The organism is Deinococcota bacterium (assembly GCA_030858465.1).
Lineage (GTDB): Bacteria > Deinococcota > Deinococci > Deinococcales > Trueperaceae > JALZLY01.
Window position 1 is genome coordinate 1 of the sequence record JALZLY010000120.1, and the last position, 14740, is coordinate 14740.

16 protein-coding genes are annotated in these 14740 nt (G+C 66.2%); 5 read left to right on the forward strand and 11 right to left on the reverse strand.

Going from position 1 to position 14740, the window contains the following annotated elements:
* The 6 genes from M3498_05750 to M3498_05775 form a co-directional block, all read right to left on the reverse strand.
* Positions 1-312: cadherin-like domain-containing protein (locus M3498_05750; protein ID MDQ3458788.1), on the reverse strand; the 312-nt coding region annotated here is incomplete at its 3' end.
* Positions 309-725, reverse strand: a complete 417-nt coding sequence (locus tag M3498_05755; protein ID MDQ3458789.1) for a PKD domain-containing protein — start codon at positions 723-725, stop codon at positions 309-311. The genes M3498_05755 and M3498_05750, both read right to left, overlap by 4 nt.
* Positions 726-815: 90 nt before the next feature.
* Positions 816-1175: a DsrE family protein gene (locus M3498_05760; protein MDQ3458790.1), complete on the reverse strand. Its 360-nt coding sequence runs from the start codon at positions 1173-1175 to the stop codon at positions 816-818.
* 4 nt (positions 1176-1179) lie between these two features.
* Positions 1180-1356 carry a DUF1059 domain-containing protein gene (locus M3498_05765; protein MDQ3458791.1) on the reverse strand — a complete coding sequence of 59 codons (177 nt, stop codon included), beginning with the start codon at positions 1354-1356 and terminating at the stop codon, positions 1180-1182.
* A gap of 231 nt (positions 1357-1587) precedes the next feature.
* Positions 1588-3408, reverse strand: coding sequence for a hypothetical protein (locus M3498_05770; protein MDQ3458792.1), 1821 nt, complete (start codon positions 3406-3408; stop codon positions 1588-1590).
* Between the two features lie 30 nt (positions 3409-3438).
* A complete protein-coding gene (locus M3498_05775; GenBank protein ID MDQ3458793.1) occupies positions 3439-3951 on the reverse strand; it encodes a GNAT family N-acetyltransferase in 513 nt (170 codons plus the stop codon).
* A 42-nt stretch (positions 3952-3993) separates the two neighbouring features.
* Between M3498_05775 and M3498_05780 the strand changes: the two genes are divergently transcribed.
* Positions 3994-5073, forward strand: a complete 1080-nt coding sequence (locus M3498_05780; GenBank protein MDQ3458794.1) for a M42 family metallopeptidase — start codon at positions 3994-3996, stop codon at positions 5071-5073.
* Between the two features lie 38 nt (positions 5074-5111).
* Here the strand turns inward: M3498_05780 and M3498_05785 are convergent, their stop codons facing one another.
* Positions 5112-5573: a tRNA (cytidine(34)-2'-O)-methyltransferase gene (locus M3498_05785; GenBank protein ID MDQ3458795.1), complete on the reverse strand. Its 462-nt coding sequence runs from the start codon at positions 5571-5573 to the stop codon at positions 5112-5114.
* Between the two features lie 65 nt (positions 5574-5638).
* Here M3498_05785 and M3498_05790 point away from each other — a divergent pair, with 65 nt between their 5' ends.
* The 4 genes from M3498_05790 to M3498_05805 are packed head-to-tail and all read left to right on the forward strand — an operon-like array spanning position 5639 to position 10305.
* Entirely contained in the window at positions 5639-8200 is a 2562-nt protein-coding gene (locus M3498_05790; protein ID MDQ3458796.1) for a CBS domain-containing protein, read from the forward strand.
* 4 nt (positions 8201-8204) lie between these two features.
* Positions 8205-8846: a site-2 protease family protein gene (locus M3498_05795; GenBank protein ID MDQ3458797.1), complete on the forward strand. Its 642-nt coding sequence runs from the start codon at positions 8205-8207 to the stop codon at positions 8844-8846.
* 15 nt (positions 8847-8861) lie between these two features.
* Positions 8862-9545, forward strand: a complete 684-nt coding sequence (locus M3498_05800; protein ID MDQ3458798.1) for a site-2 protease family protein — start codon at positions 8862-8864, stop codon at positions 9543-9545.
* Between the two features lies 1 nt (position 9546).
* The gene (locus M3498_05805) at positions 9547-10305 is read left to right on the forward strand and encodes a DUF1345 domain-containing protein (GenBank protein ID MDQ3458799.1); all 759 of its coding nucleotides are present in this window, start codon (positions 9547-9549) and stop codon (positions 10303-10305) included.
* A 230-nt stretch (positions 10306-10535) separates the two neighbouring features.
* Here M3498_05805 and M3498_05810 read toward each other — a convergent pair whose 3' ends face one another.
* The 4 genes from M3498_05810 to M3498_05825 are packed head-to-tail and all read right to left on the reverse strand — an operon-like array spanning position 10536 to position 14495.
* On the reverse strand, positions 10536-11024 hold the full coding sequence (locus M3498_05810; GenBank protein MDQ3458800.1) for a hypothetical protein: 489 nt from the start codon (positions 11022-11024) through the stop codon (positions 10536-10538).
* Entirely contained in the window at positions 11024-11794 is a 771-nt protein-coding gene (locus M3498_05815; protein MDQ3458801.1) for an ABC transporter permease, read from the reverse strand. The genes M3498_05810 and M3498_05815 overlap by 1 nt, the downstream gene beginning before the upstream one ends.
* Positions 11795-11853: 59 nt before the next feature.
* Positions 11854-12789, reverse strand: a complete 936-nt coding sequence (locus M3498_05820) for an ABC transporter ATP-binding protein (protein MDQ3458802.1) — start codon at positions 12787-12789, stop codon at positions 11854-11856.
* 26 nt (positions 12790-12815) lie between these two features.
* A complete protein-coding gene (locus M3498_05825) occupies positions 12816-14495 on the reverse strand; it encodes a nitroreductase family protein (protein ID MDQ3458803.1) in 1680 nt (559 codons plus the stop codon).
* Between the last annotated feature and the right edge of the window lie 245 nt (positions 14496-14740).

Below are 14740 nucleotides of genomic sequence, written 5' to 3' on the forward strand. Positions count from 1 at the left end.
GACGTGGTAGAAGCGGCCCTGGTGGTAGACCAGGGTGCGCATGCCGGGGAGGTAGTGCACTTCGTTGAAGGCCGAGACCTGCACCGTGACCGTCGCCGTCGCCGCGCCGCCGCGCCCGTCCGCTATCTCGTAGGTGAAAGCGTCCGTGCCGACGAAGCCCTCGTTCGGGGTATAGGTGACGGTGGCACCTTCGTTGATGGCGGCACTGCCGTTAGCGGGGTTGCTCACCACCGTGACGGTGAGGGGGTCGCCGTCGGGGTCTTCGTCGTTGGCGAGGACGTTGATGGTGACGGGCCTCCCCAGATTCGTCACCGCCAATTCGTCACCGCCAAGTCGTCACGGGCAAGCGGCGCGCGGTTGTCGCCGTCGTTGCCGTTCGAAGCCGTCACCGCCACCGTCCGTGTCGTCTCGCCCGTCTTGCCGCCATCGTCGGTCACCGTCAGTTTCACCTCGTAGTTGCCCGGCGCCGTGAAGGTGTGGCGGGTCGTCCGGCCCGCGCCCGCGTTGCCATCACGGAAATCCCAGGCGTAGGCGGTGATGCTCCCGTCGGGGTCGGCGGAGGCCGAGGCATCGAAGAGGACCTCCAGTGGTGCTGCACCCTCGGACGGCGTGGCGGTAAAGGACGCCGTGGGCGGCTGGTTAGGCGCTCCCGCGTTGCCGCCGCAGGCCGTCACAGACAGCAGCGCGAAGAGGTGCAGCCAGAGCTTAAGGCTGCGTGCGTTCATCGTTTCCTCCTGTCACCGTCTGGACCGCGAGGTCTCAGCCCACGGAGCAACAGCCAATGCCGGAACGGTCGATAAGCTTTCATCGTCTCCTCACGTGAACATTCGGTCGTGCTCCAGGGCGAGCCTGACGAGGATGTTCGGCGTCGCCAGCTCGAGCGGCTTATCCTTCAAATCGGCTTCACTGACGCCCCGGCTCTTGCAGGACATGCCGGAGAGGTAGAGCTTGGCGCCCCCGGCGACCACAGCGTCAAAGTGTTCGCGCAGCTTACCGGTGCCGAGGCCGGCGAGGTTTTCGAGCACCGCGTCGCGAACGAGTTGCACCGCGTCGCCGGCCAGAAAGAGGGTGACGGCGTGGCCCTCCTCGAGCGCGCTCTTAGCGACCAAAAAGCCCAGCGCGGCCCGGGTCGGGTGCTCCGGGCCGTGGGTGAGGTGGACGAGGATCTTTGCCACGCGCCTACTCCTCGCGGATGGCCGCGCGCACCTGCGCGACGACTTCCGGCGGCAGGTCGCTCAGGCCGTGGACCTCTTCGGCGTGCTTGGCGGCCTGCTCGAGCAGCGCCTCCTCGCTCTCGGCTTTCGCCACGAAACCGCAGTCGAAGCCGATGTCCTTGCAGTAGAGAACCTTGGTCATGATTTCCTCTCTCTCTGGCCGCGGGTCCTAGGGCGTGACCACCCGCGGGCGCAAGCTCAGTATGCGCAAGCGGCCCTAGTGAGAGAACACCGGACCGGCAGGGCTTAGTGAATCAATGATTTAACCACCCCGAGCGCTCGTCCTCTGGCTCCTGGAGCGGCCTCGAGCGATTCCGGAGTGCGCTCTTTATCACCCTTAGTGCTGCTTTTGTCAGCCACAGTGCCGTGTCTGTCAACCAGCCGGAGGGCGGCCACGCGCCTTTTTCAACCTCTCGCTGCGGCGCCGAGCGCCTTGCAACTGCGCGACCCGTTCGGCGGGGATGGCGTAGACGACGCGCGTCTCCTGAAGGGCACGTTCGGTCACGCGGCCCCCCGCCGGGTCCAGGAGCCGGCTGAGTTCCGTCGAGATCTCCTGCCAGCCTCCGCCGCGCCAGCCGTGGAGCCGCACCCCGGGCTCGTCGAGCAGGCCCATGGTGACAAGCTCGCCGACGTCACTCCACCAGGCAGCGAGCGCGTCCTTGAAGCGCACCTTGGCGCCGCGGCTGAACCTCGTCACATAGCCCGCCTCTTGCAAGACCCGCAGGAGGATCTTGCCGCCCCTGCCGCTCCCCGGCGGCGCGGCCCAGCGGCGCAAAAAGGCCACCTGCCAGGCGAGCCAGAAGGCGGGTCCCTTGAGCGCGAAGAGCGCCGCGGGCACCTCCTCGAGCGCGTTCATCGGGCGACTGAGGCCAAGCGCGCGCATCATGTCCTCGCTCAGCTCGAGTTCGAAACCCTGTAGCCCTGCCTCCCTGACGGCCCGCGCCAGAAGGCTGGGGTCGCCTCCTTGCACGACGGATAGGACCGCAGCCTCAAGCAGTCCCGGTTCCGAGGCGACGGCCGAGGCGTGGGCCAGAAGGCGCTCGAAGACCACCAGGGGCTCGAGCTGGTGCGGCAGGCTGACTTGCATCGCCACCACCCGGCTGGGCAGGTCGGCGAGCAGATAACGCGTTACTTCGGCGGCGTAGCTCCAGTAGTAGGAGCTGCTGGTGCGGCGGCCCAGCGCGAAGCCGAGCAACGCCATAACCTCGCTCAGGCGCACGCGAAAACGCCCTTGCCCCTGCGCCGCCGCCTCGACTGCTAGCGCCAGGACGAGGGCGAAGACCTTGGCCTTGAGCTCGCTGGGGCGGCTGGCTACGTACTCGAGCCCCGCCTCACGCAGACCAGGGGACGGAGCAGCGTCGACCTTGACCGTGACTTCAAGAGTGCGCTTGCCGCGCCCGGCTCGAGCACTCCGTAGCTCGTCGAAGCCGTAGGAGTCGCTGGAAGGCTCCTGAAGACCGGAGAGATAACGCGCGCAGCTCAAGCTGGTGTGATCCACGCTCAAGAGAAGATGCGAGCCGGGCCGTAGCCACAAGGGTCGGACCTCGTGGGCGCCTGTCCCAACGGGGCCCGCTCCCCCACCATCCAAAGTCCCACCGCCCGAAAGGAGCTGGCCAACCCTGGCGGCGAGGTCGCCACCGACCGCCCGGTACAGCTCGGCCGCGAGCTCTGCGATGGCGCGGCGGTAGGCGGCCTCGACCTCTTGCCCGTCGGCGAGCGCCCTGCTAAAGGCCTCGGCGAGCCCCGAAGCGTCACGGGACGGTCCACCCACCTGAGCTTCCAAGGCAGCACTCTCCTCGAGCACGGCGGCCAGTAGCGTCTCGACCGCGCGCGGGGCAAGGGCGTCCGTCCCACCCGGCAGCGCCTGAAACAAGGCCCGCGCCGCCTTACGCGCCGCCTCTCGGGCGCACTCCTGCCGCGCCCGGCCCGAATGCCGGAAGGCACGCTCGAGCGCGGGCTCGTCACCGAGGAGCGCCGCGAGAAGGACGTCGGCGAGATCGCTGTCAGCCTGACGGCGCGCCAAGGCGCGAAACCGCTCGAGGCCACACCTTTGAAGCTCGGCAGGCAGGTCCGGGTAGGCAACCCGCAACCGGTCACGACGCCCGTGCAGGTCCGCCGGGGCGGACTCACGGTTCCCGTCACGCATGTCATGAATCCCGCCGTCCTTGGCTCTGTCCTTGGCTCTGTCCGTCACTTGCTGCCATCCCACCCAGCGCGGGCCCGCCTAGCCCGCCGTCAAGGCGTCCGGGTTCATCCCGTACGCCACTTCCAGAGAGCGCGCGCCACCCAGCTCGATAGCTTTTTCCTTCAGCAGCTTACCACCCAGGGCTTCGTAGAAGCGCCGCGCGGGATTATCCGCCAAGACCCAGACGAGCAACCTCTCGTGCCCTGCCTCCTGCAAGGCCCGGGCGACGGCCTGCACCAGCGCCCGGCCTCTGCCCTGCCCCTGATAGGCCTCGAGGAGGTAGACGGTATAGAGTTCGGACGTGTAGAGGGCGTCTCCTTCGCGTTCGGGCCCGCCGCTGGCGAAGCCGACGATCCCGTCCTCCTCTAGCACGTAGATGACCTGGGCGGACTGCGGCTGCGAGAGGCTGCGAGCCCATCTGGCCTCGCGGTCTTCGTACGACAGCGACAGCAGGAAGTCTTCCGGCACGATGCCCCGGTAGGTCGTCCGCCAGCTCTCGACGTGAACCCGGGCGATGCCGGGGGCGCCTTTCTCGTTTGCCGCTCGCACCATCTCGAACCTCATTCCCCTTTGCCGCATGGTAGCATGCGGCTCATGGACGAATCCCAGACAGCGTTTTTCAAGTCCCTCCTGGCCGCCCCCGGCCCCAGCGGTTTCGAAGCCAAACCCGCTCGAGTCTGGCGCGACGAGGCCGCGCGGCATGGCGCCGAGGTGAGGAGCGACCACTACGGCAACGCCTTTGCGGCCTTTGCCGGTCATCCCAGTCACGGCGGGGGCAGGCCGCGGGTGATGCTGGCCGGCCACATCGACGAGATCGGTTTGATCGTCACCTACGTCAGCGACGAGGGGCTGCTCCACTTCAAAGGCATCGGCGGCTGGGACTCGCAGCAGCTCGTCGGCCAGCGCGTGCGGGTGGTCGGCTACAGGGCCGAGCTCATGGGCGTCATCGGCAAGAAGCCGATTCACCTGATAAGCCCCGACGACCGCAAAAAGGTCTCGAAGCTCGAGGACCTGTGGATCGACATCGGCGCCCGTGACGCCAAGGAGGCCAAAGAGCACGTCCGCATCGGTGATTATGCGGTGATCGAGGGCCCCTATCTCGAGCTTTTGAACGGCCGCGTGGTCAGCAAGGCCGTTGACAACCGCATCGGCGCCTATATTGTGCTCGAGGCCGCCAGACGGGCCAAGGCCGGTAGCAAAACCGGGGCCGAGGTGGTCGCGGTGGCGACCGTGCAAGAAGAGATCGGCGGCGTCGGCGCCTACACCGCCTCGTTTGGGCTCCAGCCCGACGTGGCCATCGCCGTGGACGTGACCCACGCGACCGACCAGCCGGGCGTCGACAAAAAGCAGGAGGGCGACTCGCCCCTGGGCTCGGGCCCGGTCATCACCCTGGGCGCCTACGCCCAGCGCGCCGTCGCCGACAGGCTGATCCGCGTGGCGGAAGAAGGGGGTATCCCCTACACCCTCTCGGCCGCGCCCAGCCGCACCGGCACCGACGCCGACGCCATCGCCAGGAACCACAGCGGCGTACCTACCGGGGTGGTGTCAATTCCCAACCGCTACATGCACTCGGCCAACGAGATGATCGACCTGCAAGACCTCGAGAACGTCGTCGGGCTGCTCGCTAGCTTCTGCGACAGCCTGGACGAGGGGACGACCTTCAGGCTCGACTAGCCCCTTAAGAGGTTCGCCATACTTTGCCCCGGTGCGTGTCAATCCCAAGCTCCCAGTTGCCGCCGGCACTCGTAGAGCGCCACGCCGACGCTCACCGCCAGGTTGAGCGAGCGCACTTCGGGGCGCATGGGAATCCTGACGGGCCGGCACAGCGCGCGGACCTCCTCGGGCAGGCCCCGTGACTCAGGGCCGAAGAGCAGCACGTCGCCCTCGGTGTAGCCAACCTCGCTGTAGAGGCGCGTCGCCTTTGTGCTCAACGCGAAGACCCGCTCTGACGCGAACTGGCCGGAAAAGACCTCCTGGAAGAGGGCAAAGCTCGAGTGAACCGTCACCTCCGCCTCCTGCCAGTAGTCCATACCCGCCCGCCTCACCGCCTCGTCGGTGAGGCGAAAGCCGAGTGGGCGGATGAGGTGCAGGCTCGAGCCCGTCGCCAAGCAGGTCCGGGCGCTGGCGCCCGCGTTGCCGGCGATCTCGGGCTCGAAGAGGGCGACGTGGATCACCCGGCTATTTTAAATCACCCGGCTATTCTAAGAGAACCGGGCCGGGCTGTAGACTGGGAACCAGCGTGAAAGTGATCGTCAGCCACAACAGCCTCGACTTCGACGCGCTCGCCAGCCTGGCCTTGGCCCGGCTCCTCCATCCCGGCGCGGTTGCCGTGGCCTTGGGAGGCTTCGAGGAGCAGGTGCGCGCCTTTGTGAGGCTCTACCGCGCGCACCTGGAGCTCGAGGAGGCCAGCGACGTTTCGCTGGAAGAGGTGAGCGAGCTCATCGTCGTCGATACCGCCGACCCTAAGCGCATCGCGCCCATGGACGCGCTCTTCGGGCGGGTGCCGGTCACCGTCTACGACCATCATCCCAAGCCGGACGAGGCCATTCCCGCCAGCGGCGGGCTGTGCCGGAGGGTGGGCGCGACCGCCACCATCTTGACGCTGCTGCTAAAGGAGCAGGGCGTCGCCATCCCCGCCGAGGTCGCCAGCCTGGGCCTCCTGGGCATCCACGAGGACACCGGCAACCTGAGCTACGCGCTGACCACCCCCGACGACTACGAGGCCGCCGCCCACCTTCTCCGGAGCGGGGCGCAGCTCGCCCTCTTGCGCGAATTCTCGCGCGAGCACACCAGCGCCGAGGGGCGGCAGGTCTTCAAGAGCCTCTTGGAGAGCGCCCGCGAGGAGACGGTCGGGGGGCAGCGGGTGGTGGTGGCGCGCTTTACCTCCAAAGACTACGTGCCCGGCATCTCGCCCTTGGCCAACCGCCTCATGGACCTCTACGACGCCGACGCCGCCCTGGTGGCGGCGCGGATGGACGAGCGCAGCCTGCTCATCGCCCGCGCCAAGGCGGACACCATCGACGTCGGCGCCGCGCTCGAGGCGCTCGGCGGCGGCGGGCACACGGTCGCCGCCTTCGCCTCGACCGAGCTGAGCCTGGACGAGGCACTTGCGCAGGCCCTGGAGGCTTTCGGCCAGCACGCCACCTCGCCCAGGACCGCCGCCGAGCTGATGAGCCGGCCGGTGGTGACGGTCGCCGAGAGCAGCAGCCTGGCGGAGGCCAAGAGCAAACTCGAGCGCCACGGCTACAGCGGCCTGGTGGTCGTGGACGAGGACGGTCGGCTGAAGGGCATCCTCTCGAGGCGCGACCTCGACAAGGCGGTGCGGCACGGCCTGGGCGAGACCAGGGTCAAGGGCTATATGAGCCGCACCGTCATCACCGCCGAGGAGACGGCCAGCCAGCGCGAGCTCGCCCTGCTCGTACAAAAGCACAACATCGGCCGCATCCCCATCCTGCGGGGCGGCGAGCTGGTCGGCGTGGTGTCGCGCAGCGACCTGTTGGCGGCGCTGCACGCGCCCGAGCCCGCCAGGGAAACCGAGGCGCCCCAGTGGCAGCTTCTGGAGCGCCTGCCGGCGGCGGCCGCGGAAGCGCTCGAGGAGGCCAAGCGGCTCTGTCAGGGCAGCCTCTACCTCGTCGGCGGCACCGTGCGCGACGCGCTCCTGGGCGCCTTTATGCAGGACCTCGACCTGGTGGTGGAGGATGGCGTGGTGGGCGACCGCGACCGCGACAGCGCCGAGCGCCTGGGCGCCGCCCTGCAGCGCAAGCTGGGCGGCAGCCTGAGCTGCCACCTGGACTTCGGCACCTGCACGCTGCTGCTGCCGGGCGGGCTGGGGGTGGACATCGCCACGGCGCGCGAGGAGTTCTACCCTTACCCCGGCGCCTTGCCCGAGGTCTCGCCGAGCTCGCTGCTCCGCGACCTCTCCCGGCGCGACTTCAGCCTGAACGCCCTGGCCCTGCGCGTCCTGCCGGAGCCGCCGCAGCTCGTCGATCCCTTCGGCGGCCTGCATGACCTCAAGGAAAAGACGCTGCGCGCGCTGCACCCACTCTCCTTTATCGAAGACCCGACCCGCATCCTGCGCGGCGCGCGGCTGGCCGCCAGGCTGAAGCTGCGCTTCCACCCCGACACCCGCGCCCAAGTGCCCGGCGCCCTGGCGCCCGAGGTCTTGGGGCGGGTGAGCCGCGCGCGGCTGCGCCAGGAACTCTTGCTCTCTTGCGCCGAGCGGCAGGTCGGCCCGGTCCTGGCGCTCCTAGACGAGTTCGGGGTGCTCGAGCAGGCCTTTTCACTCCCCTACGACCCCGAGCTCATCGGCAGGCTCGACGAGGCCAGGCAGGAGGGCGAGCTGCCCGACGAGACCTACGCGCTGGCGCTGCTCCTGGGGCTCTCCGCCGAGGAACTCGCCAGGAGCGCCGCGCGCTTTCACTGGCCGCGGCGCTGGCTGGAGGCGGTGGCCGTGCTCAGGGCGGCGCGCCTTCAGGGCACCATCGGCGAGGAGGCCGCGCTGCTCGAGCCCGCGGCGAAGCGGCTCCTGCGCGCGCTCGGCCCGAGGCTGGAAAGGCAACTCGAGCGCCTCGAAGGGCAAGCCGGGCGGCAAAGGTTGCGCGGCCAGGACGTGTTAGACTTGGGCCTGCGAGAAGGCCCCGAGGTCGGCAGAGTCCTGGCGGAGGTGCGGCGCGCCAGAGCCGACGGCAGGGCCGCCTCTTTTGAAGAGGAGCTGGCCCTGGCCCGGCGACTGGTCGCGGAGGCTGCGGCCGGACAATCAGCCGGACCATCAAAGGACCAGCCGCCCAAGGACCGGGAGTGAACCTATGTTGCTGAACTTCATGCAGGGCTTTTACAACCCCACCGACCTCGCCATCGTGGCGGTGGTGATGGTCTTCGCGCTTATCTTCCACAACGTCGTGCAGGCCTACGTGGCGCAGCGCTACGGCGACTCCAGCCCCAAGTACGCGGGCTACATGCGCTTCGACCCGCAGGGGCAGCTCGAGCCCATCGGCGTCTTGCTGCTCTTCATCCTCGGTTTCGGCTGGCCCAAGCAGGTTCCGGTCAACAGCCGCAACGTGCGCGGCCGCGGCCGTGAGGAGGCCGTCATCTGGTACAGCGGCCCCGCCGCCTATCTGCTCATCGCCTTTGTCTGCGTTTTAGCCGCGCGCATCTTCTTGGTGACCGGCAGCCTGCTGCTCTACCGCTCGTTTCTCTTGGCGGCGAGCGTGGCGGTCCTGCACGCGACCATCAACCTCTTTCCGGTCTTTCCCCTGGACGGCGCCAAGGCCGCCCTGGCCTGGGGCAGCCGCCAGGTCAGGCAGTTCGTCCAGAAGATCTCGTCTTACGGCCTGCTCGGCTTCATCGTGATCTTTTTGGTCCTGAGCGCTCTGGGCATCACCGGAGCCATCCAGAGCTTTTTCCTGAACCTGTTCGAAGCCGTCGTCAGGCTTGTTCCGGGCCTCTAGCAGGCTTAGGCTCACGTGCTCATCAGCCTCTTCCAACGCGACCCCCTGGTCTTCGCCATCGTCGCCGGGGTCCTGCTCTACAGCCTGGTCCTCCACGAGCTCGCCCACGCTCTCGTGGCCGACCGGGTCGGCGACCCCACCGCTCGCAACCTGGGCCGCATCACCTTGAACCCGCTCAGCCACCTAGACCCGCTGGGCACCCTGCTCCTGCTCGTGGCCGGCTTCGGCTGGGCCAAACCGGTGCCGATTAAGCCGCAGAACTTCCGGCACTACCGCAGCGGCCTCTTTTTGGTGTCGATCGCCGGGGTGGTAGTGAACGTCAGCCTGGCCGTCCTGGCCTTGGCCGCCCTGGCCGGGTTGGGCCTCAGGATGGACCCGGACGGGGCGCTCATCCCCCTGGCGGGCTCGCAGGCGGCGGGGCTGTTGGCGAGCGAGTTCGGCCGCAACCTCTTGACGGGCCTGGTGATCACCGCCCGCATCAACCTCATTCTGGCGATCTTCAACCTCTTTCCCGTGCCGCCCCTGGACGGCTTCAAGGTCCTCCAGGCCTTTACCCCCGGCCGCGTCCACGGCGCGCTCTGGAGCCTCGAGCGCTACGGCTTTCTGCTGGTCATCGCCGTGCTGGTGCTCTTTCGTGAGCCCGTCTTCGGGGTGATCACCACCATCATGAACGCACTCATGCGCCTCTTGCTCGCTTAGCGTGAGCAAGAGACCACGGCGCATTCACCAGGCAGTGGTAAACGCTGGAGGGTTTCGCAAGGCCAGGCGCGCGTTGCGCCGCTTCGGCGCTCGGCGCGGGGCCCCTTGGCGCGCGCGCGCATGGCTGCTGAGCGAGTGGGGGCGGTCGCTCACCGCGCTCGGCGTCTTTTACGCCTTTTTGGGACTTCACCACACGCTCGGCTGGGAGCGGGCGCTCCTCTACCCGCTCGGCCTCAACCTGGCGGCGGCGACCTACCTCACGCTCACCTGGCTGGTCATCGTCGGCGCGAGTTCCAAGGAGACGGTTCGCTGGGCGGCGTCGGTCGAGGCCCGCTCGAGAGGTTGGCAGCGCCTGCTCGGCCAGGAAGCGAGCCTGGCGTTTATCGTCCTCATCAGCCTGTTCGGTCTCGTCGCGGCGGTCGGCCTGCTCCCTTCGGCGCAGCGCGAGGTGACCGAGTTGCTGCTTTTGCACGCGCTTGGCGTGGTCATGGCCTGGGCCATCTTGCACACCGCGTACGCCCTGCTTTACGCCTCCTTGTTCTACCGCGACGCCGGGGGCGGGCTCGAGTTTCCCGGCGGCGGGGAGCCCACCAAACTCGACTTCGCCTACTTCGCCTTTACGGTCGGCACCACCTTCGCCACCTCCGACGTCAAGGTGACGCGCCGCGCCTTTCGGCGGATCGTCTTAGGACACACCGTGCTGTCGTTCGCCTACAACACCGTTATCCTCGCGCTCACCGTCAACCTCATCTTGCTCTGAGCACTTGGGCTTTGCGGCTCAGCCCGCAGCCTCGTCGAAGCGGCTGAGGCGCGCCGAAGACGCCCCCGCCCTCACGGTAGGCTCGCACTGGGCCTGGGTGGTCAATGCCCGCTCCGTCCCGTGGACTATGGTAGACCCATGACCGAGCTGCTCGAGCCAAACAGACCCATGAGCACAGTGTTTGGGGTATTTTGGCTGTCGTCCAGCTAGTGAGAGCCACGCCCTGTCCATCAGAAAGAGAGCCCTTCGAAACGCCCTAGCAGGTGCCGGTCGAACGTTTCCGGTTTGCCGCTGGCGCCGACCTCTTTGAGCGCGATGCGGCCGTCTCCCCCCACGAAGACGAAGCAGGGATAAACGGCGACGCCGTAGGCCCTGTTGATCACGCCGTCGTAGTCCGCGACGGTGCCGACCTTGCCGTCTTGCCAGCCGCCCTCTTCGATGCTGCTCTCGATGCCCGGATGCCGGTCGATAATCGCCAGCGACACGCCCACCTTCAGGCAGGCCTGCACCACGCGCATGTCGACGAGGCCACAGGCCACGCAGCCCTTGCTGCGAAAGTAGAGCAGGGCCGGCAGTTTGTCCTGCACATCGAGGCGCGAGAGCTCGCTCGCCGTCCTTCCCTTCCAGCGGGAGGGGAAGAGCAGGCAGGACAGCACCTCGAGCAGGCTCGAGCCCGCCTGGCGCTCGTCTTTGGCGCGGCGTTGGATTTTGATGCCCATCACCTCACCTTATCGGAACGAGGTTCCCTTGGCAACCAGCTGAAAAATCGCAACGCCAAGAGGACGCCCACAGCCGCCCAGACGAGGATAAGGGCGAGATTGCTCGCCCACAACCCCCAGTCTGGAGGGGTGGAATCAAAGGACATTCTCATCGCCTCGGCAAAGGGCCTTAAGGGAAAAAGAGAGGCCAGCGTGGTGAGCCACCGAGGACTGTCCTCTACAGGTGCGACCATTCCCGAAAAGAAGATGAGCGGAAAGAGGGTGAAGTTGGTTATGGCCGGCGCAGCCTCACCGGAAGGAATGACGGAGGCGACGGCGAGACCGAGGGCGCAGAAGCATCCAGCGCCGACCAGGAGCGCGACCGTCACCATAGGTACGGTAAGCCAACCGAGCTGGATATCGAAAAAGATCACCCCGACGAGGATCATGACCAGGGCGGAAAGCGTTCCCATCCCGGCTGCGGAAACGATGCGAGCGGCGATATACGCGGACGGGGGCAAAGGAGTGCCGCGGAGGCGCTTCAGAATCCCCTTGTCGCGGGCAAAGGCGACTTCTATCGCCGTGTTCACATAACAAGCGACCACCACGCCGAGTGCGGCGATGCCGGGAATCACCGCCTGAGAAAAGCCTATGTCAGCAAAGGCTACATCCCCAGCGCGTCGCCAATAAAGCAGTAGGAGAAGGGCTACGGGCAAAACAAAGGTGAAGACCGCCGCGGGTGGAACACGCCAAAAGAGTCGAATCTGCCACCACGCCTCCCGCAAGGCCATAGCAAGCCAAGCGTTGCGGGCGCGAGGTCGCCGCTGACGTAGCGTGGCCTGACTTTCTGTCATGGACTTTTGACCTCATCTGAATTCGAGCGACCGCCTACCAGCTCGAGGTACACGTCCTCGAGCGAGGGCCGGATGACTTGCAGTGCCTCCAACATTTCATCCCTACGCCGAGACCACGCGGTAAGAGCGTCCACCATGACTTCCGGCTCCCGCGTTTTTATCCTTACTTCGTTATTCCGCACTTCAAGCAAATCGCGAATCTCAGGAGGAAGGCTCGCCAGTACCGCTGCTTCCGGCACTCGGAAACTGACGACTGCGCTGGGCGCAAGCCTTGCGATCAGCGACGTTACATCGCCTTCTGCCACGATATGTCCCTCGGCAAGGACCAACACGCAGTCGGCCAGAACCTGGGCTTCTTCCATGTAGTGCGTGGTCAGCAAGATCGTCTTTCCGAGCGAGGCGAAGTCCTTGATGACCCGCCAAAACTTTCGCCTCGCCTCCGGATCGAATCCCGTGGTCGGCTCGTCGAGAAAGATAAGCTCCGGATTTCCGATGATCCCAAGCGCGAAGTCGAGGCGCCGCCTTTCGCCCCCGCTGAGCGCTTTGACTCTTATACCCGCCTTTTGCTCCAGCCCTACGAGCTCGACGGCTTCTTTCGGCTTTCGGGGCCTCGGATAGTATCCGGCAAAAAGACTCAAGGCCTCTAGGACAGTGAGCTCTTCGTACATGCCCGACGTTTGTAAAACGATGCCGATTCGCGCTCTGAACTCCGAACCACCCTCTCCAGGATCGAAGCCGAGTACGGACACGGAGCCGCGGGACTGCCGCCTGTAGCCCTCGAGGATTTCCAGGATCGTCGTCTTGCCCGCGCCGTTGGGACCGAGAATCGCGACTATCTCGCCTTGCTGCGCGGTGAAATCGACGCCGCGCACGGCGTGAAACGTCCCATACCATTTGTGGAGACCCTTGACCATGACTGCTTGTCTGTTCATCCACCTGTCCTTCCGTAGGCCCCGACTCAGAGGATAGTTGCTCGTGGAGTGTACGGATGGAACTCAGGATCGAAACGGTCATCCGCAGGAATTCCAGCGCCACAAATCGCAATTGGGCTTTCACGACAACCGTCCAAACCGAGCCTCGACTCTATGTTGACGGAGTTGATTGCCGCGGTGACGAATGCTCCTAAACCCAGGTCTGCGGCAACCAAGTACAGAGACTGGCTGAGATGTGCAGCGTCCATAAGGATTACTCCATAGGTCTTGGGGTTTTTCCGGTACTTCCAGTGGTTCCGAAAAAATCGAGCCGTCATGATGAACAGAACGCTCGCTCGCCGTGGGTACAGCTGACCGGCCGTAAACTCATTGGCTAGGTCAGCCCCCTCACCCTGACTCAGTTCTTCAATAAGCTCGAGAAGATCGGCGCGGGTCTCCACGCCTAAGCGGTAAGGGCGGCTCTTGAGCGGTACCTTCTTGCGCAGGCGGCCCAGTTCGGCCTTGCACACCCTCGGGTCTCCATATTCGCCGTAGACGGCGAGCGTCAAGGCTTCGCCGGAAAGACCCTCGGGGTGCAAAGCCAGCACCGTCAACAGCTCGGCAAGCCGAGGGCTCAGGTCCACGCGTTTCCCCTCGAGACGGGCTTCCACGCCGCCCAAGAAGCGCAGCTCGAGGGCTCCTTGCTTCCCCTCGAGCAAGCGAAAGGCCCCCTCGAACGCCTCCCTGGGGCCAGCCAGGTACCGCAATCCAGTTCCGCCCAACTCCCGGATACCCGCCTCAGCGGCGCCAAGCGCCCTCCATGCGGCGCTTTGGTCCCCCAAGAGGAGCTTTGCTCGCGCCAGGTAGAGCCCTGCTTGGGCCAGCTCAGGAGCCAGGAGCGGCTCGCGCAGACGCCCGAGGGCGTCTTCCAGAACGCCGGCGGCTCGAGCAGGTTCGCTTTCGCAGAGCGCCATCCCGAGCGCCAGGAGGGCGCGGCGGCGGCTTATGTTGCCTAGCCCTCGGCTCAGGTCTTCGGCATGCCGGGCGACCTCGAGCGCTTCTTTGCCCGCCCCGACTTCAAGAAGAGCCCGGACGTAAAGGTTGGCGTAGGCGCCCAAGGTCCGTCGATGCTCGACTTGCAGCCACAGGTTTCTATAGAGGCGCAACGCTTCATCGCTCTTTCCAGTGCTCAGCAAGAGGTCGGCCAGGGTGCTGGTGTACTGCTTGGACAAACTCGGATAAACCCCTTCCAGATGGTGGAGCGCTAGGCGCAAGCCCTCTTCCAAATCGGCCGTCTCGCCCAGCAGGATGCGCGCGTAAGCTCCCGCGTTCAAGAGTTGCAGACGAGCGATGACCTGATCCATGCCTCGTTGCCCGTAGAGCCTGAGCCCCCACTGTGCCCAGTTCGCCGCCGCTCGGTAGCGCCCCAAGGTGCTCGAGCGGGAGGCCAGCGCCTGAGCAATCTGGACCGCATGATGGGGTTCGCCATTCGCTTCCGCCAGACGCAGCCCTCGTTCGAGCAAGCTCAAGCCCTCCTCGGGGTCGCGCAAGGCCAGCGCGCGGCCGTAGGTATAGAGCGTGATAGCCGTCTCCTGCGCCCCCGCGGCCCGCTCGGCCTCCCCCAAAGCGGCTTCCAAATCTCCCAGACGATAACGCGCCTCGGCGTAGAGGGCGCGCAGATCAGAGGCGTCCTCACCGGCTAGGACTGCCTCGACCTCCGGCAACACGTCTCGCTCCTTGCCCAGAGCCAGCGCCGCGATGAGACGCCAGATCAGGACAAGACCCCTCTGCTTAATTTTACAATCCCACCTAACTAGTCAAGGCGCTGACTGCCCGTTGCCATCGCGTCGTTGCTAAGGCATACACATTTACTTTTACAACTCTCTCTAGCTAGTCAATCCGCCCCGTCAGATGTTAAGCTGTTACCTGTCCATCAAACCGGGGCAACTCCAAACGGTATTCCGCCCTGAGC

Bases quoted from the DNA above. Each gene is read 5' to 3' on its own strand.
- M3498_05755 (MDQ3458789.1), bottom strand. From the start codon at position 725: ATGAACGCACGCAGCCTTAAGCTCTGGCTGCACCTCTTCGCGCTGCTG.
- M3498_05765 (MDQ3458791.1), bottom strand. From the start codon at position 1,356: ATGACCAAGGTTCTCTACTGCAAGGACATCGGCTTCGACTGCGGTTTC.
- M3498_05775 (MDQ3458793.1), bottom strand. From the start codon at position 3,951: ATGGTGCGAGCGGCAAACGAGAAAGGCGCCCCCGGCATCGCCCGGGTT.
- M3498_05780 (MDQ3458794.1), top strand. From the start codon at position 3,994: ATGGACGAATCCCAGACAGCGTTTTTCAAGTCCCTCCTGGCCGCCCCC.
- M3498_05795 (MDQ3458797.1), top strand. From the start codon at position 8,205: ATGTTGCTGAACTTCATGCAGGGCTTTTACAACCCCACCGACCTCGCC.
- M3498_05810 (MDQ3458800.1), bottom strand. From the start codon at position 11,024: ATGGGCATCAAAATCCAACGCCGCGCCAAAGACGAGCGCCAGGCGGGC.
- M3498_05815 (MDQ3458801.1), bottom strand. From the start codon at position 11,794: ATGGCCTTGCGGGAGGCGTGGTGGCAGATTCGACTCTTTTGGCGTGTT.
- M3498_05820 (MDQ3458802.1), bottom strand. From the start codon at position 12,789: ATGAACAGACAAGCAGTCATGGTCAAGGGTCTCCACAAATGGTATGGG.